Annotated in this window: 23 protein-coding genes and 1 pseudogene; 6 read left to right on the top strand and 18 right to left on the bottom strand. The window is 67.0% G+C overall.

Annotated elements, in window-relative coordinates:
* Position 1 precedes the first annotated feature (1 nt).
* Both HU751_RS26365 and HU751_RS26360 read right to left on the bottom strand, forming a co-directional pair.
* Positions 2-340, bottom strand: a complete 339-nt coding sequence (locus HU751_RS26365) for a hypothetical protein (RefSeq protein ID WP_186733907.1) — start codon at positions 338-340, stop codon at positions 2-4.
* Between the two features lie 80 nt (positions 341-420).
* On the bottom strand, positions 421-1,335 hold the full coding sequence (locus HU751_RS26360) for a LysR family transcriptional regulator (RefSeq protein ID WP_186733906.1): 915 nt from the start codon (positions 1,333-1,335) through the stop codon (positions 421-423).
* Positions 1,336-1,530: 195 nt separating this feature from the next.
* Between HU751_RS26360 and lysA the strand changes: the two genes are divergently transcribed.
* Positions 1,531-2,760: a diaminopimelate decarboxylase gene (lysA, locus tag HU751_RS26355; protein WP_186733905.1), complete on the top strand. Its 1,230-nt coding sequence runs from the start codon at positions 1,531-1,533 to the stop codon at positions 2,758-2,760.
* Between the two features lie 87 nt (positions 2,761-2,847).
* On the opposite strand, the gene HU751_RS26350 is transcribed toward lysA, so the two are convergent.
* From HU751_RS26350 to HU751_RS26285, 14 genes are all read right to left on the bottom strand, one after another.
* Entirely contained in the window at positions 2,848-3,543 is a 696-nt protein-coding gene (locus tag HU751_RS26350) for a response regulator (protein ID WP_050704943.1), read from the bottom strand.
* Positions 3,540-6,194 (bottom strand): DUF4118 domain-containing protein, encoded by a 2,655-nt coding sequence (locus HU751_RS26345; protein ID WP_186733904.1) that lies wholly within the window; start codon positions 6,192-6,194, stop codon positions 3,540-3,542. Before HU751_RS26345 ends, HU751_RS26350 begins: the two co-directional genes overlap by 4 nt.
* A 154-nt stretch (positions 6,195-6,348) precedes the next feature.
* On the bottom strand, positions 6,349-6,912 hold the full coding sequence (kdpC, locus tag HU751_RS26340) for a potassium-transporting ATPase subunit KdpC (RefSeq protein WP_186733903.1): 564 nt from the start codon (positions 6,910-6,912) through the stop codon (positions 6,349-6,351).
* A 12-nt stretch (positions 6,913-6,924) separates the two neighbouring features.
* Positions 6,925-8,979, bottom strand: a complete 2,055-nt coding sequence (gene kdpB / locus HU751_RS26335) for a potassium-transporting ATPase subunit KdpB (protein WP_186733902.1) — start codon at positions 8,977-8,979, stop codon at positions 6,925-6,927.
* A gap of 10 nt (positions 8,980-8,989) precedes the next feature.
* Complete coding sequence (kdpA, locus tag HU751_RS26330; protein ID WP_186733901.1) at positions 8,990-10,684, bottom strand: potassium-transporting ATPase subunit KdpA; 1,695 nt, start codon at positions 10,682-10,684, stop codon at positions 8,990-8,992.
* A gap of 9 nt (positions 10,685-10,693) precedes the next feature.
* Positions 10,694-10,783, bottom strand: a complete 90-nt coding sequence (kdpF, locus tag HU751_RS26325; RefSeq protein WP_011534724.1) for a K(+)-transporting ATPase subunit F — start codon at positions 10,781-10,783, stop codon at positions 10,694-10,696.
* Between the two features lie 183 nt (positions 10,784-10,966).
* Positions 10,967-12,019 carry an AI-2E family transporter gene (locus HU751_RS26320; protein ID WP_186733900.1) on the bottom strand — a complete coding sequence of 351 codons (1,053 nt, stop codon included), beginning with the start codon at positions 12,017-12,019 and terminating at the stop codon, positions 10,967-10,969.
* 12 nt (positions 12,020-12,031) lie between these two features.
* A complete protein-coding gene (locus tag HU751_RS26315) occupies positions 12,032-12,826 on the bottom strand; it encodes a DUF4892 domain-containing protein (protein ID WP_186596590.1) in 795 nt (264 codons plus the stop codon).
* A 102-nt stretch (positions 12,827-12,928) separates the two neighbouring features.
* Entirely contained in the window at positions 12,929-13,783 is an 855-nt protein-coding gene (locus HU751_RS26310; RefSeq protein WP_186733899.1) for an alpha/beta hydrolase, read from the bottom strand.
* Complete coding sequence (locus HU751_RS26305) at positions 13,780-14,568, bottom strand: alpha/beta fold hydrolase (protein ID WP_186733898.1); 789 nt, start codon at positions 14,566-14,568, stop codon at positions 13,780-13,782. The genes HU751_RS26310 and HU751_RS26305 overlap by 4 nt, the downstream gene beginning before the upstream one ends.
* A gap of 89 nt (positions 14,569-14,657) precedes the next feature.
* On the bottom strand, positions 14,658-15,014 hold the full coding sequence (locus HU751_RS26300; RefSeq protein WP_186715656.1) for a hypothetical protein: 357 nt from the start codon (positions 15,012-15,014) through the stop codon (positions 14,658-14,660).
* A gap of 103 nt (positions 15,015-15,117) precedes the next feature.
* Positions 15,118-15,576, bottom strand: a complete 459-nt coding sequence (sixA, locus tag HU751_RS26295) for a phosphohistidine phosphatase SixA (RefSeq protein ID WP_186733897.1) — start codon at positions 15,574-15,576, stop codon at positions 15,118-15,120.
* Positions 15,573-15,920 carry a DUF4389 domain-containing protein gene (locus HU751_RS26290; protein WP_186733896.1) on the bottom strand — a complete coding sequence of 116 codons (348 nt, stop codon included), beginning with the start codon at positions 15,918-15,920 and terminating at the stop codon, positions 15,573-15,575. Before HU751_RS26290 ends, sixA begins: the two co-directional genes overlap by 4 nt.
* An 11-nt stretch (positions 15,921-15,931) precedes the next feature.
* A complete protein-coding gene (locus HU751_RS26285; protein WP_186733895.1) occupies positions 15,932-16,957 on the bottom strand; it encodes an NAD(P)H-dependent glycerol-3-phosphate dehydrogenase in 1,026 nt (341 codons plus the stop codon).
* A 192-nt stretch (positions 16,958-17,149) separates the two neighbouring features.
* On the opposite strand from HU751_RS26285, the gene HU751_RS26280 reads away from it, so the two are divergent.
* From HU751_RS26280 to fabB, 5 genes are all read left to right on the top strand, one after another.
* Positions 17,150-19,297, top strand: a complete 2,148-nt coding sequence (locus HU751_RS26280) for a TonB-dependent receptor plug domain-containing protein (RefSeq protein ID WP_177330854.1) — start codon at positions 17,150-17,152, stop codon at positions 19,295-19,297.
* Positions 19,297-20,187: an ABC transporter substrate-binding protein gene (locus tag HU751_RS26275; RefSeq protein WP_186733894.1), complete on the top strand. Its 891-nt coding sequence runs from the start codon at positions 19,297-19,299 to the stop codon at positions 20,185-20,187. Before HU751_RS26280 ends, HU751_RS26275 begins: the two co-directional genes overlap by 1 nt.
* Entirely contained in the window at positions 20,184-22,112 is a 1,929-nt protein-coding gene (locus tag HU751_RS26270; protein WP_186733893.1) for a response regulator, read from the top strand. Before HU751_RS26275 ends, HU751_RS26270 begins: the two co-directional genes overlap by 4 nt.
* Positions 22,113-22,318: 206 nt before the next feature.
* Positions 22,319-22,834, top strand: a complete 516-nt coding sequence (gene fabA / locus HU751_RS26265; protein WP_186733892.1) for a 3-hydroxyacyl-[acyl-carrier-protein] dehydratase FabA — start codon at positions 22,319-22,321, stop codon at positions 22,832-22,834.
* Between the two features lie 11 nt (positions 22,835-22,845).
* Positions 22,846-24,066 (top strand): beta-ketoacyl-ACP synthase I, encoded by a 1,221-nt coding sequence (gene fabB / locus HU751_RS26260; protein WP_028690472.1) that lies wholly within the window; start codon positions 22,846-22,848, stop codon positions 24,064-24,066.
* A 71-nt stretch (positions 24,067-24,137) separates the two neighbouring features.
* Here the strand turns inward: fabB and HU751_RS27405 are convergent, their stop codons facing one another.
* Positions 24,138-24,878 carry a methyl-accepting chemotaxis protein gene (locus tag HU751_RS27405; RefSeq protein ID WP_437181065.1) on the bottom strand — a complete coding sequence of 247 codons (741 nt, stop codon included), beginning with the start codon at positions 24,876-24,878 and terminating at the stop codon, positions 24,138-24,140.
* Between the two features lie 114 nt (positions 24,879-24,992).
* A pseudogene (locus tag HU751_RS27400) lies at positions 24,993-25,763 on the bottom strand (MCP four helix bundle domain-containing protein); the annotation flags it as partial.

Genomic DNA, 25,763 nt, shown 5'->3' with positions numbered 1-25,763 from the left:
CTCAGCTCAATTGCGCAATCAACACCGCGTTGGTGTAGATCAGGCTGCCGTCGCTGGCCCGATGCCCGACCAGGTGGAACTGGCCCCGCTCGTCGTCGCTCAGGTAGACGCGCAGGCGGCAGTCGGACAGCGGGCCGTAGCCTTCAGGCAAGACCAGGTTCAGCGTGTCCATGTCGACATCCACCATCGCCTCGGGCTCGTGGCTTTGCTGCAGGCGCTCCTCGGCCTGCTCCAGCGCCGTGTGGGCCGGGCCCTGGATGTCGAAATGAATGTCGCCCACCGGGGTGGACCGGCGGTCACCGTTGCTTTTGCACCAGCCTTCGATTGTCAGGGTACTCATGGGCAATCCTCATGCTGCGGACCATTTTTGATCACTCCTGCAGCGGTTGACTCCGGCCTTGTCCGAAACGTTCCAACGGGTCAGACACCTCTGGCCAGTGCGCGCTCCATCGCCCTGGCCTGTACCCGCAGCGCCTGGCAGAAGGGTTCCAGCACCGCCGATGCCGGTCTCAGCTCCGGTCTGATCAGCATGACCTGATAGGGTATGGAGAGACTCAACCGCCGGATCGGCAAGCCACCCTGCCCCGCTTCCAGCCCGCTCATCGGGTTGATGATCGCAACGCCCAAGCCCTGCCGGACCATCGCGCACACCGACGCCGCGCTGGTGGTTTCGATGATCGTGCGGCGGTTCACCCCGGCTTCGCGGAAGTGCCGGTCCAACTCTTGCCGGTAGATGTCCAGGCTGGCCAGGTTGATGAAGTCGATCTCATGGAAGTCGTGCAGCTCAAGCACCGGCTTGGCCAACAACGGATGCTGCTCGGGCAACACGCAGACCATGTCGGCACTGAACATCAGCTCTCCGACCGCCCCCCTGGGCACCTGCCCGGTTTCGGTCAGGCCGAGGTCGTGCTGCTGGGCCACCAGCGACTCCTCCAGCAGCGGCGACTCCTGGGCGGTGATGCTCACGCTGACGCCCGGGTGTTGCTGGTGGAACGCCTTGCAGGCCTTGGGCAGCAGGGTTTGCGAGAACAGCGGCAGGCAGGTGATGGCCAGCCGGCCCTGCTCGAAGTTGCGGATGGCCTGGGCGAAGCGGTCGATGCGCTCCAGGCCGACGAAGGCGCGTTCGACTTCCTCGATCAGCAGCAAGGCCTGGGCCGTGGGCACCAGGCGCCCGCCTTCGCGTTCGAACAGGTTCAGACCGGTGACCTGCTCCATGCGCGCCAGCTCGCGGCTGACAGTGGGCTGCGAGGTGAACAGCAGGCGGGCGGCGCCGGTGACGCTGCCGGCGGCCATGATGGCGCGGAACACTTCGATGTGGCGGATGGAGAGTTTCATGTTTGAACCCGCACCTGTGGAATGAACGCGTGGGAGCGGGCTTGCCCCGCGAGGCTTGGCATTGATTGCGGGACAAGCGCGCTCCCACAAGGTTTTCACTGCATATCAGATATGAATAACTAATCGAATAAAAGATATTTTTATGGATCACTAATCTCCCTCACCATCGGTGTATCCATTACAAGGAACACCACCATGACCACCACCCTCCTGGCCCAGGCCGTCCGACAGCATGGCTCCCCACTGTGGGCCTACGACGCCCAGACCATCCGCCAGCGCATCGACCAGCTGCAGCAGCACTTCGACACGGTCCGCTTCGCGCAGAAGGCCAACCCCAACCTGCATGTCCTGCGCCTGATGCGCGAACGTGGGCTGGTGCTCGACGCCGTGTCGCTGGGGGAAATGGAGCGGGCCTTCGCGGCCGGGGCGACGGTGGACGGCGATCCGGCCGGCGTGGTGCTGACCTGCGACGTGCTCGACCAGCCCACCCTGGCCCGAGTGGTCGAGACGAAGATCGAAGTAAACGCCGGTTCCATCGACATGCTCCGCCAACTGGGCGAGCACTCCCGTGGGCACCGGGTATGGCTGCGCATCAACCCAGGCTTCGGCCATGGCCACAGCCGCAAGACCAACACCGGTGGCGAGAACAGCAAGCACGGCATCTGGCACGAGCAGTTGCCCGAGGCGCTGGCCAGCGTGAAACAGCACGGATTGCACCTGGTGGGCGTGCACATGCATATCGGCTCTGGGGTGGACTACGAACACCTGGAACAGGTGGCCGGTGCCATGGTCGGGCTGGTCGGCAAGCTGGGCATGGATATAGAGGCCTTCTCCATCGGTGGCGGACTGTCCACGCCGTACCGCAGCGATGACCTGCCGGTAGACCTGCAACGCTACGCCCGCACCTGGGCGGTGGCGCGGGCGGAGATCGAAGCCATGCTCGGCCACCCCGTGCGCATGGAGATCGAACCGGGTCGCTTCCTGGTGGCGGAGTCGGGTTGCCTGGTGACCGAGGTGCGCGCCGTCAAGCAGATGGGCGACCGGCACTACATCCTGGTCGATGCCGGTTTCAACGACCTGATGCGCCCGGCGATGTACGGTGCCTACCACCGCATGAGCCTGTTCGATGCGGTAGGCCGGCCAGTGAGCCGCCCGCTGCAGCCGACCGTGGTGGCCGGGCCGCTGTGCGAGTCGGGTGATGTATTCACCCAGAACGACGAGGAACTGACTCCGCAGCAACTGCCCCAGGCCAAGGTGGGCGATCTGCTGGTGATTCACGATGCGGGGGCTTACGGGGCTTCGATGTCGTCGAACTACAACAGCCGTCCCCTGCTGCCTGAGTTTCTGATCGAACAGGGCAACCTGCGCATGATCCGTCGGCGCCAGACCGTGCAGGAGCTCTTGGCCCTGGAACTGGGGGTTTAACGCCCAGCTCTACCTGTGGGAGCGGGCTTGCCCCGCGATGCGATGTATGGCGCCGGCTTCGCCGGTGGTCGCGGGGCAAGCCCGCTTCTACAGGGTCGGCGTCACCAACCGATAACCCACCCCCGCCTCGGTAACGATGAACCGCGGCGCCGTGGGGTCATCCCCCAGCTTCTGCCGCAGGTGCCCCACCACGATGCGCAGGTAGTGGGTGTCGTCCACATGGGTCGGCCCCCAGATGTCCTTCAGCAGTTGCTGCTGGGTGATCACCCGCCCCGGATGCCCGGCCAGCTGCGCCAGCAGCGCGTACTCCTTGCGCGTCAGCGCCACCTCGACGCCCTCAAGCGTCACCTTGCGAAAGGCGAAGTCCACCACCAGCGGCCCGAAGCTCGCCGCCGACGACACGGTGCCCACCTGGGGCGCCTGACGCAGCAACGCCCGCACCCGGGCGAGAAATTCCTGGATGCCGAACGGCTTGGTCACGTAGTCGTTGGCCCCGCCATCCAGTGCATCGACCTTCTGCACCTCGCTGGCGCGCACCGACAGCACCATCACCGGTACCGCGCTCCACTCACGCAGCTCGCGCAGCACCTGCTGGCCGTCCATGTCCGGCAGTCCCAGGTCGAGCACCACCAGGTCGGGCTTGTTCAGCGCGGCCTGGGCCAGGCCCTCGCTGCCGGTGGCGGCTTCGAGCACCTTGTAGCCCTGGGACGCCAGGCTGATACGCAGGAACTTGCGGATCTGTGGCTCGTCGTCGATAACCAGCAGGGTGGCGGCTTGGCTCATGGGGCTTCACTTTCAGTATCGGGTTGGGTCGGCAGCGGCAAGCATAGAGTGATGCAGGTGCCGTGGCCATCGATGCCGTCATCGACCAGGATGCGCCCACCATGGGCGCCGATCATGCCCTGGCAGATCGCCAGGCCCAGGCCGGTGCCCTGCCCGCCCCGGTCGCCGCGAGCGGCGGTGTAGAACATGTCGAAGATCTTTTCGCGCTCGTCCGGGGGGATGCCGGGACCTTCGTCGGCGACGGCGAAGCACAGCTGTTCGTCGCGCACCGAAATCTGCAGCTCCAGACGGCCCTGCGGCGGGGAGAAACGGGCGGCGTTCTCCAGTACGTTGATCAGCGCCTGCTCGATCAACGCCGCATGCACGAACAGCAGCGGCAGCTCGGGCGGCACTTCGGTGTGCACGCGCAGGGGCGCCAGCACCACGCGCAGGCGATTGAGGGCACTGCCGACGATGTCGGCCGGGGCCACCCAGTCGCGGGCCAGCTTGAGGGTGCCGTGGCCCAAGCGGGTCATGTCCAGCAGGTTCTGGATGTAGCGGTCCAGGCGTTCGGCTTCGTTGCGGGTGCCTTCGAGCAGTTCGCGGCGGTCGTCCGGGGGAATCGCATCGCCCAGGGCCAGCAGGCTGTCGATGCTGCCGCGCATGGACGTCAGCGGGGTGCGCAGGTCGTGGGATACCGAGGCGAGCAAGGCGCTGCGCAGCTGCTCGGTTTCGCCATGCAGGCGCGCGGCTTCCAGTTGCTCGCCAAGGCGTGCGCGGGCCAGGGCCTGGGCCAGGGGTTGTGCCAGGGCCTTCAGCAGGCGGCGGCGCTGGGCGCTCAGCGGCTCGCCATCGCGAGGACGAATGCCAAGCAACGCCAGGGGCTGCTCTTCCACGGCCAACGGCCACCACCACCAACGACCGTGAGGCAAGGTGTCGCTGCCAAAGCCTGCGGCCTGGCCATGCTGCCAGGCCCACTCGGCGGCGGCGCGTTCGTTGTCGGTGAAGGCATGGTTACCACCGCTGGCGACCTGCAGCAAGCCATCGGCGCTGCGTTCGAGCAGGCATACCTGCACGTCCTGCCAGCCATCCATATGCTGGCCGGCTGCACTGAACACGGCCTGGCGGTCGGTGGCCACGGTCAGGCGGCGCGACAGGTCGAGCAGCTGGTTGGTTTGCGCCTGGGTCTCGCGCAGGGCCTGCAGCTGACGGCGCTGGCGAGCGGCAAGATTGCCGGTAAGCGCGGCCATCAGCAGGAAGAACACCAGGGTCAGCACGTCCTCCTCGCGCTGAATGGCGAAGGAGAAGTTCGGCGGAATGAACAGGAAGTCGTAGGTCAGGAACGACAACGCCGCGCAGGCCAACGCCGGGCCCAGACTGCTGCGCACCGCCACCAGCAGCACGGCGGCTAGGAATACCAGGGAGATGTTGGGCAGCGCCAGCATGCTCGACACGGCCCAGGCCAGGCCGGTGGCCAGCACCGTGGCGAACAGCGCCAGCAGGTAGTGACGCCATACCCAGACGCGCTTGACCGCCGCCCGCGCCGGTTGCGGCTGGGTGTCGCGATCAAGGACGTTGATCTCCAGGCCGTGGCTCTCGCGCAACAGGCGCGCGGCGACGCCAGCGCCGAAGAAGCGCCGACGCAGCAGATCGCGGGACTGGCCCACCAGCACCAGGCTGGCGCGGCGCTCGGCGGCGTGCTGGATCAGCGTGCGCGCCACCTCGCCGGCGCGCAGCAGCACCACTTCGCCGCCCAGGCGCTCGGCCAGTTGCTGGGCGGCCTGCAGGCGATGGCGAGCGGTCTCGTCGCGCAGGCGGCCGTTGTCCACATGCACCACGCTCCACGGCAGGTGGCGCCGCTGGGCCACGCGGCAGGCATGGCGCACCAGACGCTCGGCCTGGTCATCGCCGTCGATGCCCACCAGCAAGCGACCGCGCAGGGCCGGGGCTTCCTGGCCGCGCTGGCGGTAGCCGCTGGCCAGGTCCGCGTCGACCTGGGCGGCGGCGGTCTGCATGGCCAGCTCGCGCAGGGCGGTGAGGTTGGTCTGGGAAAAATAAGCTTCGATGGCCGCCCGTGCCTGTTCGGGGACGTAGACCTTGCCCTCGCGCAGGCGCTCAAGCAGTTCACGGGGCGGCAGGTCGATCAACACCAGCTCGAAAGCTTCCTGCAGTACCCAGTCGGGCAGGGTCTCGCGCACCTGCACGCCGGTGATGTCGCGGACCTTGTCGTTGAGGCTTTCCAGGTGCTGGACGTTGACCGTGGTGTATACGTCGATGCCGGCGGCGAGCAGTTCCTGCACGTCCTGCCAGCGCTTGGCGTGACGGCTGCCGGGGGCGTTGGTGTGGGCCAGTTCGTCGACCAGCACCAAGGGGGGCGTGGCCTTGAGCAGGCCATCGAGGTCCATTTCCTCGAGCATCACGCCACGGTACTCGCTGCGCAGCAGCGGCTGCTGGGTCAGGCCACCGAGCAGGGCCTCGGTCTCGGCGCGGCCGTGGGTCTCGACCACGCCGGCCACCACGCGCACACCCTGGCGTTGCTGGGCGTGGGCGGCCTGCAGCATGGAAAAGGTCTTGCCGACCCCGGGCGCGGCGCCGAGAAATACCTTGAGCCTGCCCCGGCCTTCCCGGGGCAGGCCCGCCAACAGCGCGTCGGCGCGGGCGGAGTCACTCATGTTTTATCCTTTTTTGCCTCATTACGCGGTCGATGTAGGAGCGGCCTTGTGTCGCGAAAGGGCCGCACAGCGGCCCCAGGATTTAAGTGTTGACACAAAGATCGCCGGGGCCGCTTTGCGACCCTTTCGCGACACAAGGCCGCTCCTACAGGGGTCAATTCACGGCGAGCGGCGCCAGGCGCTCAAGCGCCTGGTTCAGCGCCAGCACATTCACCACCGGTGGCCCGACCAGTGGACGCAGGGTGGCCTCATTCACCAGCGCTTGCAAGCGTTCCACCGGCACCTGCCGCGCCGCCGCCACGCGCGGCAGCTGGTAGGCGATCGCCGCGGGCGGCAGGTGCGGGTCCAGCCCGCTGCCCGAGGTGGTCAGCAGCGCCTGCGGCACCGGCCCCTGCTGTGCCTGATATTGCGCAGCGGCATCAGTCTTCACGCGCTCGGCCAGCGCCGGATTGCTCGGCGCCAGGTTGCTCGCGCCACTGGCCACGGTGGCGTAGGCGCCCGCCGAAGGCCGCGACTGGAACCAGGCATCACCCTTGAACTCCTGGGCGATCAGCGCCGAGCCGCGCACCTCGCCACGGTCATCGCGCACCAGGCTGCCATTGGCCTGGTCGGGGAAGGCGACCTGGGCGATGCCGGTCACCGCCAAGGGATACAGCGCGCCGGTGATCACGGTCATCAGCAGGACCAGGCTCAGGGCCGGGCGTACATAAGCAGTCATGTCAGTCTCTCCTCAGACCAGGTGCAGCGCAGTGAGCAGCATGTCGATCAGCTTGATCCCGGCGAACGGCACGATGATGCCGCCCAGGCCGTAGATCAGCAGGTTGCGCCGCAGCAGGTGGGCGGCGCTGGCGGCCTGCACCCGCACCCCGCGCAGGGCCAGGGGGATCAACACGATGATGATCAGCGCGTTGAACACGATGGCCGAAAGAATCGCGCTCTGCGGGCTGGCCAGGTGCATCAGGTTGAGCACGCCCAGCTGCGGGTAGATGGCGGCGAACAGCGCCGGCAGGATGGCGAAGTACTTGGCCACGTCGTTGGCGATGGAGAAGGTGGTCAGCGCGCCGCGGGTGACCAGCAGTTCCTTGCCCACCTGCACCACATCCAGCAGCTTGGTCGGGTCGCTGTCCAGGTCGACCATGTTGGCGGCCTCGCGGGCGGCCTGGGTGCCGTCGTTCATGGCCATGCCCACGTCAGCCTGGGCCAGGGCCGGGGCGTCGTTGGCGCCGTCGCCGCACATGGCCACCAGGCGGCCGTCGTTCTGCTCCTGGCGGATGCGCGCCAGCTTCTTCTCGGGGGTAGCTTCGGCGAGCACGTCGTCCACGCCGGCCTCGGCGGCGATGGCGGCGGCAGTCAGCGGGTTGTCGCCGGTGACCATCACCGTGCGGATACCGAGCTTGCGCAGTTCGGCGAAGCGCTCGCGGATGCCGGGCTTGACCACGTCCTTGAGGTGGATCACGCCGAGCAGGTGCTTGTCGACGCACACCAGCAGCGGAGTGCCGCCGCTCTGGGCGATGCGCTCCACTTCACGGGCCAGGGCGGCGGGCAGTTCCAGGCGTTGCAGGCCACAGAAGGCCAGCACCGCGTCGACGGCACCCTTGCGGTAGCGGCGCTGCTGGAAATCGATGCCCGACAGGCGGGTCTCGGCGCTGAAGGCGATGGCTGTGTACTGCTCGGCCGAAGGCTCGGCGAAATCGTGCAGCTGGCGCAGGTACTCGACGATCGACTTGCCCTCGGCGGTGTCGTCGGCCAGCGAGGCGAGCAAGGCGCCCTCCCCCAGTTCCTTGGCGGTCACCCCGGAGGCCGCGTGCAGGGCGCTGCAACGGCGGTTGCCGAAGGTGATGGTACCGGTCTTGTCGAGCATCAGGGTATGCACGTCGCCGGCTGCTTCCACCGCACGGCCGGAGCGGGCGATCACGTTCAGGCGCACCAGGCGGTCCATGCCGGCGATGCCGATGGCCGACAGCAGGCCACCGATGGTGGTGGGGATCAGGGTCACCAGCAACGCGGCGAGGAAGATCAGCGGCAGCTCGCCACCGGCGAAGCGGGCAAATGGCTGCAGGGTCACCACCACGATCAGGAAGATCAGGGTCAGGCCGATCAGCAGGATGTCCAGGGCGATCTCGTTGGGGGTTTTCTGGCGCTTGGCGCCTTCGACCAGGGCGATCATGCGGTCCAGGGTCGACTCGCCCGGGTTGCTGGTGATGCGGATCAGCAGCCAGTCGGAGACCAGGCGGGTGTTGCCGGTGACCGCCGAGCGGTCGCCGCCGGACTCGCGGATCACCGGGGCGGATTCGCCGGTGATCGCCGACTCGTTGACCGCGGCGATGCCTTCGAGCACCTCGCCGTCGCCGGGGATCATCTCGCCGGCCACGACGCGCACCACATCGTCCTTGCGCAGCTGGGTGGCGGCAACGCTCTCGAAACTGCCATCGCTCTTGCGGCGCTTGGCGGTCAGGCCTTGGCTGCCGGCCTTGAGGCTGTCGGCGCGGGCCTTGCCACGGCCTTCGGCCAGGGCTTCGGCGAAGTTGGCGAAGAGCACGGTGAACCACAGCCAGACGGCGATCTGCACCGCCACGCCGGTGCTCACGCCGCTGCCGGGCACCAAGCACAGCACGGTGGTGAGCACGGCGGTGAGGGCCACCACCAGCATCACCGGGGCGCGCTTGAGCTGGCGCGGATCAAGCTTGACGAAAGCCTGGACCAGCGCCGGGCGCCACAACGCGCTGAAGCGGGTCTGGTCCTTGGCGCCTTGACGCGCCTTCACTTCGGGAATGGGCATGTTCATTGTGTATTCCTCAGAAACCCAGGCTCAGGTGTTCGGCAATCGGCCCCAGTGCCAGGGTCGGCAGGAAGGTCAGGCCACCGACCAGCAGGATGGTCACCAGCAGCAGCGTGGTGAACAGCGGGCCGTGGGTGGGGAAGCTGTTGATGCCTTGCGGCGCGCTCTTCTTCGCCGCCAGGCTGCCGGCCAGGGCCAGCACCGGCAGGATGTAGCCGAAGCGGCCGATCAGCATGGCCAGGCCGATCATCACGTTGTGGAACACCGTGTTGGCGCCGAAACCGGCGAAGGCCGAGCCGTTGTTGGCGGTGCCGGAGGTGTAGGCGTACAGCAGCTGGCTGAAACCGTGGGCGCCGGGGTTGGTCACCGCGCCGGCCGGCCCGGGCAGGCTGGCGGCGATGGCGCCGAGGATCAGCACGCCCACCGGCATCACCAGCAGGCTCGCCACCAGCAGTTGCACCTCACGGGCCTGCAGCTTCTTGCCCAGGTACTCCGGGGTGCGGCCGATCATCAGGCCGGCCAGGAATACCGCGATCAACACGAACAGCAGCATGCCGTAGAGGCCCGCGCCAACGCCGCCGAAGATCACTTCGCCAAGCATCATGTTGACCATCGCCACCATGCCGGTAATCGGGTTGAGGCTGTCATGCATGGCGTTGACCGAGCCGTTGGAGGCGGAGGTGGTGGTCACCGTCCACAACACGGAACCGGTGGTGCCGAAGCGGCTCTCCTTGCCTTCCAGCGGCGCGCTCTGCTGTACCTGGGCGCTTTCCAGGGCCGGGTTGGGCTGATGCTCCGACCACAGCGCGGTGCTGCCGCCGATCAGGAACAGCGCCAGCATGCAGGCGATGATCGCGCGGCTCTGGCGCAGGTCCTTGACGTAATGGCCGAAGGTGAACACCAGGGCCACCGGGATCAGGATGATCGAAGCCACCTCGAACAGGTTGCTCCAGGCCGTCGGGTTCTCGAACGGGTGCGCCGAGTTGACGCCGAAGAAGCCGCCGCCGTTGGTGCCCAGCTGCTTGATGGCGATCTGGCTGGCGGCCGGGCCCAGCGGGATGGTCTGGTCGGTGCCTTGCAGGGTCACGGCGTGGACGTAGTCGGCGAAGGTCTGCGGCACGCCCTGCCAGACCAGCAGCAGCGCCAGCACCAGGCACAGCGGCAGCAGGCCGTAGAGGGTGGCGCGGGTCAGGTCGACCCAGAAGTTGCCCAGGGTGCTGGCCGAGCGACGGGCGATACCCCGGCACAGGGCGACCAGCACGGCAAGGCCGGTGGCGGCGCTGACGAAGTTCTGCACGGTCAGGCCGATCATCTGGCTCAGGTAGCTGACCGAGGCTTCACCGCTGTAGGCCTGCCAGTTGGTGTTGGTCATGAAGCTGACTGCGGTGTTGAACGCCAGCGACCATTCCTGGCCCGGCAGGTGCTGCGGGTTGAGCGGCAGGCTGCCCTGCAGTTGCAGGACGCCGAACACCATCAGAAAGCCGACCAGGTTGAAGGCCAGCAGGGCCAAGGTGTACTGCTTCCAGCTCTGCTCCTGGTCGGCGCGCACGCCGGCCACGCGGTAGCAGCCCTGCTCCACCGGGCCGAGGATCGGCGTCAGCCAGGTGCGCTGGCCTTCCATCACCTTGTAGTAGAAACGCCCGAGCCAGGGCGCCGGCAGCAGCACGATGGCGAAGAACGCCAGCAGCAGCAGGTAATCGTAACTGTGCATGGTCGCCCCTTAGCCGCGATCGGCGCGCAGCAGCGCCACCAGCAGGTAAACCGCCAACGCCACTGCAAGAAGCAGTGACAGCCCGTCGAGCATGTACATGAGTGAATCTCCCCTGGTTGCGGCGTGAGGGCCGCTTTGGGGAAATTGTCCGAGGGAGGGGCGTAAAGGGGCGAGATCAGGGGTGGGGTCGGGGCATAAAGAATGCGTAAAGATCACTGACGCATCGCGGGCAAGCCCGCTCCACGATAGTTTCGTGGGAGCGGGCTTGCCCCGCGATGGCGATCAGCGTTGTGGCGTGTGCTGCGCGGTATTGCGGCTCCAGTCCAGCAGCAGGCTGTACCCCACCGCCAGCAGGGTCGGCCCGATGAACAGGCCGATGAAACCGAACGCGATCAAACCACCGAACACCCCCAGCAGCACGATCACCAGCGGCAGGTTGCCGCCCCGGCTGATCAGGTACGGCTTGAGCACGTTATCCACGCCACTGATGATGAACGTGCCCCATACACCCAGGAACACCGCCATGCCATAGTCGCCCTTCGACACCAGCCAGGCGGTGGCCGGTATCCAGGCCAGCGGCGGGCCCATGGGGATCAGGCTGAGCATGAAGGTCACCAGGCCGAGCACGATGGCCCCCGGCACGCCGGCGATCAGGAAACCGATCAGCGCCAACAGGGCCTGGGCCGCGGCGGTACCGATCACGCCGTTGACCACCCGTTGCACGGTGCCGGCCACCAGGTCGACGTAGTACTCGGCGCGCTCGCCCACCAGCCGTTGCAGCAGACGATGGACGAAAGCTGCCAGGCGTGGCCCGTCGCGGTAGAAGAAGAACACGAACACCAGGCTCAGGGTCAGCTCCAGCACCCCGCCGCCGATCTGCGCGCTGCGCGCCAGCAACCAGTTGCCGACCTGGCCCAGGTACGGTTTGGCCGAGGCCAGCAAGGCCGCGCCCTGCTGGTCGAACGACTCCCACCAGCTCACCAGGCGCTCGCCCACGAACGGAATACCCGCCACCCAGGCGGGCGCGTCCGGCAGGCCATCGACCTGCACGTCGCGAATGAACGCGGTGGCATCACGCACATGGTCGGCCAGGTTGAAACCCAGCCATACCAGCGGCAGGGCCACCAGCAGGATCCACACTGTGGTCAGCAGGCTCGCGGCGAGGGTTTCGCGCCCGCCCAGCACACGGGTCAGCAGGCGCATCAAAGGCCAGCTGGCAAAGGCCAGGATCGCGCCCCACAGCAGCGCCGAGATGAACGGTGCCATCACCCACAGCGCGGCGCCCAGCAGGGTCAGCAGCAGGATCTGGATCAACAGGCGGTCATTGTTGGCCATGGTGGCGCTCACTCAACGGATCAGTTCCAGGTGCAGGCCCTCGGTCGGGGCGTCGCCGACCTCCAGCCGCGCGCTGCGCACGCCGGCCTTGACCAGCTGCTCGCGCCAGGCCTCGGCGCCCTTGCCGCTGAGGCTGACGCGCAGGGTGCTGTCGAGGTTCAGGCTGCGCGCCAGCAACGTTGCCCAGGTAGCCTGGGGCTCGGCCAGATCAGGGTAGTCGAGCTTGCCGGTATCGCGCAGTTCGCGCAGCACCGTGGCGGCGGTAGGCAGCAGCTCGCCCAACGGGCTGCCGGCGACGAACTCCTCGACATGCAGGTAGGCGCGGCGATTGCCGCGGGTCACGCTGTACAGCGCCACCAGGGTGTCGGCTTCCTCGGCGGAACGGCGCAACAGGATGAACGCCTGCTGCTCGTCACCGCCATTGAGCCGGGCATTGGCGAACACGTCGTTGGCCCACAGGCTGGCCTCGCCACAGTCACGGCCCTGGCACCAGAACAACGGATAGCCGCCCTCCTGCTGCAGGGCCTCGCGGGCGCTGGTGAAGGCTTCGCGGGCGCTGCGCTCGACCGGCAGTTCGTAGGTCACGGAACTGACCTGGCCACGGCTCTCGACCTTGTCGTCGACCCGCAGGCGGCCGCTGATCTTGCGCAGCGGGCCCATGGGGTAGACCCGCTCCTGCTCCACCGCCGGGCGCTGGTCGACCACCTTGGCGTCAGGCGGTACCGGCAGGCTGCCGGCCCACAGCAGGGGGCTGGCGATGGCGAGGCAGGCGGCGATGGCGCCGCGAACGAAAACAGGTGCGCTCATCGACCGCCCTCGCAGGTGGCGGGGCAAGACGCGTGGATGTCTGGCATGTACATGGTTGTCTCCCTTTCAACCCGCCAAGCCTCGACACTTGTCCGGTGCAAGTCAAGGAATGCCAAAAAAGCGATTGAAACAGTCTGCGACAAGGGCCGCGCCCTCGGCGTCGTTCAGGTGCAGGTGGTGGCCGCCCGGCAAGGTCACCTGCTCGAAGGGTAGCTGCTCCAGCAGTTGCGTGTGACGCGCCAGCATGCCGTCGGCGGCCACCACCAGGCAGGTCGGGCAGGCGATGCGCTTGACGAAGGCCATCGCCTGGTCCTGGTTCAGGCGCGTTGGCGAGGGCAAGGTCAGGCGGCTGTCGCTGCGCCAGCTGTAGCCGCCGGGCACCGGCATCAGGCCGCGCTGGGCCAGCAGTTCGGCGGCTTCACGGCTGACCGCGACCATGCCCTTCATGCGCGCCTCGACGCCCTCCTCCAGGGTGGCGTACACCGATTTGCGCTTGCCTTCCAGGCGCAGTTGCGCCTGCAGCGCCAGCCCCAAGCGCTCGGCGGCGTCCTGTTCGCTGAGCGTCGGCGGGATCACCCCGTCGATCAGCGCCAGGTGGCTGACCCGTTCGGGCAAGGCCCCGGCCAGTTGCACCGAGATGATCGCACCCAGCGAATGCCCGAGCAGGCCGAAGCGCTCCCAGCCCAGTTGCTCGGCAACCCGCAGCACGTCATGGGCGTAGTCGGCCAGGGCGTAGCCAGCACCGACCGGGCGATGTTCGGAATAGCCATGCCCGGCCAGGTCCAGGGCGACGATGCGCAGCCCCTGCAGTTGCGGCGCCAGGCGGGCGAAGCTGTTGGCGTTGTCCAGCCAGCCGTGCAGGGCGATCACCGGCAGGCCGTCGGCCGGGCCAAACAGGTGCGCGGCCAGCTCGATATGGCCGAGCGTCAGGCGGATCTCCTCGACCTGGGCGCTCATGCCTGGCTCCAGCGGTCGAACAGGCCCTTGATCAGGCCGGCGGTGTCGGTGGGCCGCTCCAGCGGGAACATGTGCCCGCCCGGCAGGCTGTGGTACTCGCCCTTGGCCATGGCGCGCACGGCCAGGGCATGGTGCTTGCGGATCACCCGGCTCTGGGCGCCGCGCACCATCGCCAGCGGCACCTGCAACTGGCGCGGCCGCGCCGGGCTGACATGGGGAATGCTGCGGTAGATGCTGATCTCGGTGGCCGGGTCGAAGCGCAGGCGCAGGCCTTCCTCGCCCTGCTCCAGGCCATGTTCCAGGTAGGCTTCAAGGCAGTCCGGGTCGAAGTGGCGGAACAGGGTCTTGCCGGCAAAATAGTTGCGCGCGCTGTCGCGGTCGGGAAATGCCTCGCGCCGGCCCAGGGTGCGCCCGGCCGGGGTAATTCGGTCGATGAAGCCCAGGCGCTTGGCGGCCTGGATCAGCCACTCGTCCGCGCGGGTCAGCACCGGCGAGTCGAGCATCACCACCCCGCGGTAGAACTCCGGACGGCGCAGCGCCGCATGCAGGTGCAGCACGCCGCCCAGCGAGTGGCCGACACCCCACACCGGCGCGTCCTGCTGTTCGAGGTGATGCAGCAGTTCGTCCACCAGGTTCTGCCAGTTGTCGTTGACCGGAAAACGCGGATCGTGGGCGTGCTGCGCCAGGTGGCGGACCTCGTAGTCCGGCCCCAGGGCGGCGAACAGCTTGCCGTAGGTGGCCGAAGGGAAGCCGTTGGCGTGGGCGAAGAAGATCTGCTGCGACATGGCCGCCTGCTCTGCACGGGGATGGATGGCCCATTGTCGGCAAGCCGAACCTCGGCGGCAACGTTCGGATAGGTCATCGCCAGTGGCGATCAGGTCATCGAGCAGCGCTCGAGGCTGGCCAGCGAACGGTGCAGGCAGGCCTGCATGTAGCCCAGTTGCCACTCCAGGGCCTGACGGCCCAGGCTGCAGTCGCCCTCATTGTCAGCCAGCCGGCGCAGGGCCAGGCAGCTGGTCTGCAGCAGGTGGGCCATGCGAATGCTGGCCTGGCGCAGTTGCTCGAACTCATGCTGGCCTTCGAAACGGCGAATCAACTGGTCGAGCTTGGCATCGGCGATGTCCTGCATCAGGCGGTACTCGGCGAAATCCAGCCGGTGATCCTCCGTCAGCTTGTCGAGCAGCCATTGCGGGTCGACCGAGCGCACCAGCGCCATGCGATAACGGCTCACTCTTCACTCCCTGTGCCAGTACGGGCCCATGAATCATTCACCGCGCCACGCTACTTGGGCCGTCTCCCGGCTGGCAACTGACAGAAATGCCAGTTGCCAGGGCTCAGCCGGAATGACGCAGGCTACACAGGGTCATCAGCCCGGCCAGCGGCCAATCCCCCTCCAGCTCCGCCAGGCTAGCCGTACTCAGCGGCGCCGGTTGCTGGCCGTGGCCGTGCTCGAGCAGACCGACCAGGCTGCCCACCAGCGGCTGGTGACTGACCAGCAGCACATGCTCGAGCCCCAGGCGTTCGACTTCGCCGATCACCTGCTGCACGTCGCTGTCTGGCGTCAGCCAGGGCACCGTGCGCACCGGTTCGGCAAAGCCCAGTGCGCCGTGCACCAGGGCGGCGGTCTGCTGGGCGCGCACGTAGGGGCTGGCGATGATCGCCTGCAACGGCTGGCCGAGCAGATGCGCGGCGCTGCGCAGCACCTGCTCGCGACCGTGGCCGGTCAGGCGGCGCTCGGCATCGCTGTTGGCCCGGGGTTCCGCCTCGCCGTGGCGCAGCACCCAGAGCTTCACAGCTTGGGCTCCTCGTCACGCACCGGATGCGCTGCCGGGGCGACGGCGTGCGGCGCCTCGCCTTCCGGGGCGCGTGGCGTCGGCCAGTCGGCGAACGGCCAGGGCTTCTGGTCGGAGTGGAAAGTGCCGAAGCGGCCGATCTGCGCCAGGTACTGGCTGAGGCTGTCGCCGAAGTTCATCAGGCTGGCGCTGGGCGCGCCGTAGATCAGCCGGTAGATCAGCTGCACCAGCACCAGGCCGCCGAGCAGCAGCTCGGCCAGTTGCCAGGCCACCAGGAACACCAGCATCCACAGCACCCGCAGGATGATCGACTCGCGCTGGGCGCGCTCGGGAGTATCGTTCATGGGTCGCTCCTTCAGTTGAAACCGCTGGTGGAAATGAAATCGACATCGGTCTTGGGTTCGGCACGCATCAGGTGCTCGATCACCTGGTTGAGCGTGCGCCCTTCGAACAGGATCGCGTGCAGGCCCGCCACCAGCGGCATGTACACGCCCACTTCCTGGGCCTTGGCCTTGAGCACCTTGAGCGTGTTGACGCCCTCGGCCACCTCGCCCAGGCGGCTGACCGCCTGTTCCAGGCTCAGGCCCTGGCCCAGGGCATGGCCGACCTGGTAGTTGCGGCTCTTGGGCGAAGAGCAGGTGACGATCAGGTCACCCACCCCGGCCAGACCCAGGAAGGTCATGGGGTTGGCGCCCTGGCTCACGGCGAAGCGAGTCATCTCGGCCAGGGCGCGGGTGATCAGCATGCTCTTGGTGTTCTCGCCCATCCCCAGGGCCACGGCCATGCCGGCGATGATGGCGTAGACGTTCTTCAGCGCGCCGCCCAGTTCGACGCCGAAGCGGTCGGCACTGGCGTAGACGCGGAAGGTACGGCCATGCAGCACGGCCTGTACCTGCTGGCACAGCGCCTCGTCCTCGCTGGCGACCACGGTGGCGGTCAGCGCATGCTCGGCGATCTCGCGGGCCAGGTTGGGGCCTGACAGCACACCGATGCGCGCCTGGGGGGCGATCTCTTCGAGGATCTGGCTCATCAGCTTGAAGGTGTGCGCCTCGATGCCCTTGGTCAGGCTGACCAGGCCCTTGCCGCGCAGCAGCTCGGCATGGGGGGCGAGCACGCTGCGCAAGGCGCTGGAGGGCAAGGCGACGAAGATCAGCGCGCTGCCCTGCAGGGTAGCGAGCAGATCGTTGACCGGTTCGACACCGTCGTGCAGGCGGATGCCCTTGAGGTAGCGCGGATTCTCGCGATCGACGCGCATCGCCTCGGCCTGCGCCGGGTCGCGCATCCACTGCCGCACCGGATGGCCGTTCTCGGCCAGGAGGTTCGCCACGGCGGTGCCGAAGCTGCCGCCTCCAAGAACCGCAACAGGTTGCTGTTCAGTCATATCCAATCCGTTAACCAATAAAGTAAGTGGCGACCGGGGCATTATACGGTGCCGTTGCGACAGAACCAGTGCGTATGCATCGCGGGGCAAGCCCGCTCCCACGCACCCGAACACAATAGAGAAAGTTCAGGGGGTGCGATGCGGCAATAGGCCATCCGCCAATCACTGGCAAAAGCCGTACGGTCGGTTAACATGCCTGATTCATTTCTGAAACAAGGCCGTTTCGTGTTCCCTGGCACGCCTCCCTATCCACGCCTGATTTTGTTGACTGCCTTGCTGGGCGGCCCGGCCGTGGCCGACGACCTGTTCATCGACAACCAGGACCTGCCGCAGGTTCTGACCGCCACGCGCCTGAAACAATCCCCGGCGGCGGTCCCGGGCAGCATGACCGTGCTCGACAACGAGCTGATCCGGGCCAGCGGCGCCCGCGACATCCCCGAACTGCTGCGCCTGGTGCCGGGGATGATGATCGGCTACGGCGCCGGCAACCAGCCGACGGTCAACTACCACGGCAGCAATGTCAGCGACGCCCGGCGCATGCAGGTGCTGATCGACGGCCGCTCGGTGTACCGCGCGGGCCTGGCCACGGTGGACTGGAGCGATATCCCGGTGGCGATCGAGGACATCGAGCGCATCGAGGTGTTCCGCGGCCCCAACACCGTCAGCTACGGCGCCAACGCGCTGATGGCGGTGGTCAACATCCTCACCCGCAACCCGGCCGACAGCCATGGCACGCGGGTCAAGCTGACCCGCGGCCAGGATGGTATCAACGATTACTACGCAAGCCAGGGCTTTGGCTGGGACAGCGGCGACCTGCGCCTGTCGCTCTCCGGCCAGCAGGACGATGGCTTCGACCACGACCAGTTCGGCCGCGACTACCGCGACAGCCGCCGGCTCAACCGCGTCAACCTCAACGCCAGCCACACCCTGGCGCCGAACCAGACCCTGGAATGGCAACTGGCGGCCAAGGAAGGCAGCAACCAGCGGCCCTATACCTACCAGCCGGTGTTCGGCAACTACCGCGCCGGCGACAACGCCGATGTCAACGCCAAGGACTACGCAGGTTCGGTGCGTTGGAACCTCGACCTGAACCCCGAGCACAGCCTGTATGTGCAGGGTTCGGCCCAACACTTCGACCGTCAGCAGGTGTGGCGCGCCTGTGATGCGGCGATCGCCTTCAGCCCTGAGCTTACCCGCCTGTGGCAGCTCGATCCGAACTTCGCCGAGAAAGTCGCCCGCAATTTGTTTACCGGCAACCTGCCCAGCAGCACCAACCCCGAACTCAACTCGCTGATGGGCCAGGTGCAGGACCAATGGGCCAACGGTGGCCGCAACACGATCTGCGGCGACGTCGACCAGAGCACCCGCGAGACCCGCTACGACCTGGAAATCCAGGACACCCTGAGCCTGACCGACAGTCTGCGCCTGGTCACCGGCATGAACTACCGCTACGACAAGGCCGACTCGCAGACCTACTTCAACGGCAGCATCGACGACCAGACCTGGCGTCTGTTCGGCCAGCTCGAATGGCGTATCGACGAACACTGGATCGTCCAGGGCGGGGCGATGCACGAGCACTCGCAGCTGTCGGGCAACTCGCTCACGCCACGGGTGGCGGTGAACTACCTGATCACCCCGCGCCACGGCCTGCGCGCAGTGTATTCCGAGGCGATCCGCTCGCCGGACATGTTCGAGAACAACGTCAACTGGAGCTACACGGTCAAGAACCTCACGCCCAACCGCTACGGCCTGCAGAACGGCGAATACTTCGTCAAGACCCGCGGCCCGGGCAACCTCGACCAGGAACGCATGCGCTCGCGTGAACTCGGCTACAACGGCTATTTCACCGACCTCGACCTGAGCATGGACGTGAAACTGTTCTACGACGAGATCACCGGGATGATCAGCGAGCCGTTGAAGAACAACCAGTACATCGCCAGCAACGCCAACAAGGCGCGCTTCAGCGGCAGCGAGGCGCAGTTCGACTGGCGCGCCACCCAGCGCGACCGCCTGCGCCTGACCTACGCCTACGTCGACGCCTGGGCCAGCAACCCCAACGACCGGCGCCTGAGCGCCCGCAACAGCGGTTCGGCCGGCTGGCTGCGCGACTGGGGCGAAGGTTGGTCCAGCGCCCTCTTCTACTACGGTGACGACGCCCTCAATGGTTACCGTTACGAACGGGTCGACCTGCGCCTGGCCAAGCGTTTCAAGGTGCAGGGCAGCAACCTGGAGCTGGCTGCGCTATGGCAGCAGCGCCTGGATGACGAGCCGGTCACCCTGGAACAGAACCGTTACGACAGCCGCCACCGCCTGAGCGTCAGCGCGGAGCTGGAATTCTGATGGTCCGTCTGCTGCGCCTGTTGCTGCTGTGCCTCTGGCCCCTGGGATCGCTGTCCGCCAGCGAAATCCTGTTGGTCGGCGCCGAGGACCAGCCCGGCATCCGCAGCTTCGTCACGGCCCTGGAAAAACGTCGTCCCAACGACCAGGTGCGGTTCCAGACCGTCGAGCAGCTGCCAAGCCCGGCCAAGCTCAAGGCCGACACCCGCCTGATCCTCCTCGACACCCCGGCCCTGGAGTGGCGCCTGGCTGAATCCGCAGGGCCGGCGGCGCTGGCATTGCGGGTCAGCCGGGTCCAGATCGAACAGCGCCTGGGTACCTCGCGCCCCGCCTACCTGACCCTGCTGTGGAGCGATCCGCCCCTGGCCCGGCAGCTGCGCCTGGCGCGTTACCTGTTGCCGCAGGCGCGACGCATCGGCGTGCTCTACGGCGAACACAGCCGTTTCCTGCTCGAAGAGCTGCGCCAGGCCGCCAGTGCACTGGGTCTGGAGATCGTCGCCCAGGACTGGCCCGACCTGCGCGACAGCCGTCCCCTGCAAGACCTGCTCGGCAACAGCGACGTACTGCTCGGCCTGGACGATCCTGACCTGTACAACTCCAAGTCGGCCAAGAACGTGCTGCTCAGCAGCTATGGCCGGCAGATGGCGCTGATCGGGCCTAACGTCGGCTTTGTCCGCGCCGGCGCCCTGGCCAGCACCTACAGCGACCAGGACGACTGGCTGGCGGTGCTCGGGCAACTGCTCGACCTGTCGCCGGCCCGCTGGCCGCGCAGCCTCTACCCCGCGCACTTCGGTGTCAGCGGCAACCAGCAGGTGGCCCGCGCCCTGGGCCTGGAGGCGATCGACCCGATCGCCGCCGCCCTGGCCCTTGCCGAAGGAACCTCCACCCCATGAGCAAGCGCCTGAGCTGGGACATCCACACCCGCACCCAGATCATCAGCCTGGGCCCCGCCCTGTTGCTGACCCTGCTGCTGATCAGCTTCTTCACCTTCGTGCGGATCCAGGACCTGCGCCAGGAACTCAACCACACCGGGCAACTGATCGCCAACCAGTTGGCGCCAGCCTCGGAGTATGGGGTGATCTCGGGCAACAACGAGGTGCTCGAGAGTCTGATGCGCGCCACCCTGAGCATTCCCCACGTGCGCTTCCTCGAGGTGCAGGACAGCCGCAACCATATCCTGGTGTATGTCGAGCAACCCGACGAAAGCCACAGCCGCGCCCAACGCGTCGAGGTGTTCCAGGCGCCGATCCGCCTGCAGCAGATCCGCCTGGACAATGACTTCCTGCAGGGCAAGGCGCCGGCGCCGAACATCGGCGACGACTACCTCGGTCGGGTGATCGTCGGCATGTCCGACGACGCCTTCAGCCAGCGCCAGCAGGAGATCGTGATCAAGGCCGCGATCCTCGCCCTGTTCGCCCTGCTGTTCACCTTCCTGCTGGCGCGGCGCCTGGCCACCAGCCTGTCCAAGCCGATCAGCGACATGGGCCACGCGGTCCGGGCGATCCAGCAGGGCGACTTCAACGCGCCGCTGCCGGTGGTCGACGACAGCGAGCTGGGCCACCTGGCCCGGCACATCAACAACCTGGCCAGTGCCCTCGACCAGGCCGCCCATGAACAGCAACAGGCCATGGGCCAGCTGATCCAGGCCCGTGAAGAAGCCGAGCAGGCCAACCGCGCCAAGTCGGACTTCCTGGCAATGATGAGCCACGAGCTGCGCACGCCCATGAACGGCGTGCTGGGCATGCTGCAACTGCTGGAGACCACCGAGCTGACCAGCGAGCAGGCCGACTACACCGCCGTGGCCAGCGAGTCCACCGGCCACCTGCTCAAGGTGATCAACGACATCCTCGACTTCTCGCGGATCGAGCGCACCACCCTGGAGCTGGAGCACATCGACTTCAACCTCGGCGAGCTGATCACCAGCAGCGTGCTGTCGTTCCAGCACAGCGCCCAGCAGCGCAACCTGGACCTGCGCCTGCAGTTGCCGCCGGGCATGAACCAGCTGCAAGTGGTGGGCGATCCGACGCGCATCCGCCAGATCCTGCTGAACCTGGTGGGCAATGCGCTGAAATTCACCGAGCGTGGCGAGGTGGCCATCGAGGCCCGCTGGCAGGTGCTCGACCGCCAGCTGATCTGGCTGACCTGCACCGTGCGCGACACCGGCATCGGCATCGACAGCAACCGCCTGGAGATGATGTTCGTGGCCTTCCAACAGGCCGACAACACCATTTCCCGGCGCTACGGCGGCACCGGCCTGGGCCTGTCGATCGCCCGCACCCTGGCCGAGCGCATGGGCGGCCAGTTGCGCGGCGAGAGTCGCGAGGGGCTGGGCTCGACCTTCACCCTGGAAATGCCGCTGGCCCTGGCCAGCGCGCCTGCCGCCCTGCCCGGCGCCGCGCCCCAGGCCGGCACGATGGGCGAAGGCGGTGGGCGCGTCCTGCTGGTGGAGGACAACCCGGTCAACCAAAGCGTCATCGAGGCGATGCTGCGCAGCCTCGGTTTCGAGGTTAGCCTGGCCATGGACGGTGCCCAAGCGGTCGACCTGGTCGGCCAGCAACGCTTTGCCGCCGTGCTGATGGACTGCCGCCTGCCGAATGTCGACGGCTACGAGGCCACCCGCCGCATCCGCCAGTTGCCGCGCACCGAGGGCCTGCCGATCATCGCCCTGACCGCCAGCGCATTGCAGGGCGACCGCGAGCGCTGCCTGGCCGCCGGAATGAACGATTACCTGAGCAAACCGTTCAAACGCACTGATCTGCAACGCATCCTGCAGCGCTGGTTGCCGGGCCGGACAGCCGCGACTGGCGATAAATGCTAAATTGCGGCAGTCTTAAGGACTGGACAGGACCGCCTCAGGGCCGGAAAATAACATTTCAGTGCACACCTGTACTTCTTTTGCCAGGTGCGCTGTGACTTTCACCACAACGCAATAGTCTACCTGTAGGCTGCCGCCTCGAATGCCACGCGCTTCGGGCCGGCCGGGAAGATTCATCCCCTGCCGCAGGGGGTTATTGAGGAGCTCGCATGACCAAACAAAACGCCTTTACTCGGGAAGACCTGCTGCGCTGCAGTCGCGGTGAGCTGTTCGGCCCCGGTAATGCGCAACTGCCCGCCCCGAACATGCTGATGGTCGATCGCATCACCCATATCAGCGAGGAAGGCGGCAAGTTCGGCAAAGGTGAATTGGTCGCCGAGCTGGATATCAATCCGGACCTGTGGTTCTTCGCCTGCCACTTCGAAGGCGATCCGGTGATGCCGGGCTGCCTGGGCCTGGACGCCATGTGGCAGCTGGTCGGTTTCTTCCTCGGCTGGCAGGGCCTGCCGGGCCGTGGCCGTGCCCTGGGTTCGGGCGAAGTGAAATTCTTCGGCCAGGTCCTGCCGGAAGCGAAGAAAGTCACCTACAACATTCATATCAAGCGCGTCCTGAAGGGCAAGCTGAACATGGCCATCGCCGATGGCTCGGTCAGCGTCGACGGTCGCGAGATCTACACCGCCGAAGGCCTGCGGGTCGGCGTGTTCACCTCCACTGACAATTTCTAAGGGTTATTCGCATGCGCCGCGTCGTGATCACTGGTCTGGGCATCGTATCGTGCCTGGGCAATGACAAAGCTACCGTCACCGAAAACCTGCGCAACAGCCGTCCGGGTATCCGTTACAACCCGGAATACAAGGAAATGGGGCTGCGTAGCCAGGTTTCCGGTTCCATCGACCTCAACCTCGAAGAGCTGATCGACCGCAAGGTCTATCGCTTCGTCGGCCACGCCGCCGCCTATGCCTACCTGGCAATGCAGGACGCGATCAAGGACGCCGGCCTGACCGAAGAACAGGTTTCCAACCCGCGTACCGGCCTGGTTGCCGGCTCCGGCGGCGCTTCCACCCTGAACCAGATGGAAGCCCTGGACACCCTGCGCGAAAAAGGCGTCAAGCGCGTCGGCCCCTACCGTGTCACCCGCACCATGGGCAGCACCGTGTCGGCGTGCCTGGCCACCCCGTTCAAGATCAAGGGCATCAACTACTCGATCTCGTCGGCCTGCGCCACCTCCGCGCACTGCATCGGCACCGCCCTGGAGCAGATCCAGTGGGGCAAGCAGGACATCGTCTTCGCCGGTGGCGGTGAAGAAGAGCACTGGAGCCAGTCGTTCCTGTTCGACGCCATGGGCGCCCTGTCGACCAAGCGCAACGAAACCCCGGAACTGGCCTCGCGCGCCTACGACGCCGACCGTGACGGTTTCGTCATCGCCGGCGGCGGCGGCATGGTGGTGGTCGAGGAGCTGGAACATGCCCTGGCCCGTGGCGCCAAGATCTACGCCGAGATCGTCGGCTACGGCGCGACTTCCGACGGCTACGACATGGTCGCCCCAAGTGGCGAAGGCGCGATCCGCTGCATGCAGCAGGCGCTGTCCACCGTCGACACCCCGATCGACTACCTGAACACCCACGGCACCTCCACCCCGGTCGGCGACGTCGCCGAGATGAAGGGCGTGCGTGAAGTGTTCGGCGACAAGGCACCGAAGATCAGCTCGACCAAGAGCCTGTCGGGCCACTCGCTGGGCGCCGCGGGCGTGCACGAGGCGATCTACTGCCTGCTGATGATGGAGAACAACTTCATCGCCGGCTCCGCCAACATCGACGAGCTGGACCCGGAGGTCGCCGACCTGCCGGTACTGCGCAAGACCGAAGAGAACGCCAAGATCGACACGGTCATGAGCAACAGCTTCGGCTTCGGCGGCACCAACGCCACCCTGGTGCTCAAGCGCTGGACTGGCAAGTGATCGCTTGATCTGCTGAACGAGAACGCCCGGCCCCTGGTCCGGGCGTTTTTGTTTGTACCCCGCGATGGCCCTTATACCGAAAACCGCTGCACCAGGGTGTTCAGGTCCACCGCCAACCGCGACAGCGCCTGGCTTGCGGCGGACGTTTCCTCGGCCCCGGCCGAGGACTGGTGCGCCAAATCGCGGATGGTGGTCAGGTTGCGATCCACCTCCCGCGCCACCTGGGCCTGCTGCTCCGAGGCACTGGCGATCACCAGGTTGCGCTCGTTGATCTGGCCGATGGCCGCTGCGATCGCTTCCAGCGCCTGGCCGGCGGCATGAGCGCCGTCCAAGGTCGAACGGGCCTGGGCGTCGCTGTGCTGCATACCCTGCACGGCCCGCTCGGCCCCACTGCGAATAGCCACGATCATCTGCTCGATTTCCTGGGTCGAGGACTGCGTGCGATGGGCCAGCGCCCGCACCTCGTCGGCAACCACGGCGAACCCGCGCCCGGCCTCGCCGGCCCGCGCCGCCTCGATGGCGGCATTGAGCGCCAGCAGATTGGTCTGCTCGGCGATCGAGCCAATTACATCCAGCACCTTGCTGATGTCGTGCACCTGCTGGGCCAGCTGCCCTACCTCTTCGGCGTTACCCGCCACGCCATTGGCCAGCGCCTCGATGGCGGTGACCGTGGCCTGCACCTGCTCACGCCCACGGCGGGCGATCTGGTCGGACTCGCGGGAAGCCTCCGAAGTGGCGACCGCATTGCTCGCCACCTCCTCCACCGCCGCCGTCATCTGGTTGACCGCGGTCGCGGCCTGCTCGATTTCCATGCTCTGCTGCTGCAGGCCGCGGGTAGCGTCCTCGGTGACTGCGCTCAGCTCCTCGGACGCCGAGGCCAGCTGACTGGCCGAATCGGAAATCCGCCCGATGGTTTCGCGCAGGCTCTGCTGCATGCTCTTGAGCGCCGCCAGCAGGCGCGCCGGCTCATCGTCGCCCTGCACGGTGATCTGCGGCGTGAGGTCACCCGTGGCGACCGTCTCGGCCACCTTCAGCGACTGCCCGAGCGGCCGCACGATGCTGCGGGTCAGGGCCAGGGCGAGCACCACGGTGAGGCTCAGGGCGATCACCAGCAGCACGCCGACCCACACCTTCGCACCGTTGTACACGGCCTCGGCCAGGTCGGTGGCGGAGTTGGCCTGGTGGTTGTTCAGTTCGATCAGCTCGTTGAGCGTGGCGGTCATCTGGTCGGCCAGCTGGTTCATCTCGCCGTTGACCAGCGCCGCCGCCGCCTGGACATGCCCATCGGTGGCCAGCTGTACCACCTGCCCCTGCAAGATCATGTACTGGCGCTCGAGGACCTGGTAGCGGTCGAACAAGGTCCGCTCCTCAGGCAGCACGATCAACCCATCGTAATGGTTCTGGGCCTTGCTCAGGCCGCCCTTGATCTCTTCGATGCGGGCACGGTTCTGCTGCTGGGCCGCCGGGTCGGTGTTGACCAGCAGGCGCAGGGTCAAGGCGCGGATGCGCAGCATGTCCTGGGTCATGCGGCCCACCGAGATCACGCTCGGCAACCAGTTGTTGTCGACCTGCTCGGACTGCTGGCGCATGCTGGTCATCTGCTGCAGCGCGAAGCCGCCCAGCGCCACCACCAGCAGCGCCATGATGCCGAAGCCCAGTCCCGCGCGCGGGGCGATATTCAAGCGTCTCAGGCTCAT

It is taken from the genome of Pseudomonas peradeniyensis, assembly GCF_014268935.2.
Taxonomy (GTDB): domain Bacteria; phylum Pseudomonadota; class Gammaproteobacteria; order Pseudomonadales; family Pseudomonadaceae; genus Aquipseudomonas; species Aquipseudomonas peradeniyensis.
This window is presented reverse-complemented; position numbering and strand designations above follow the sequence as displayed.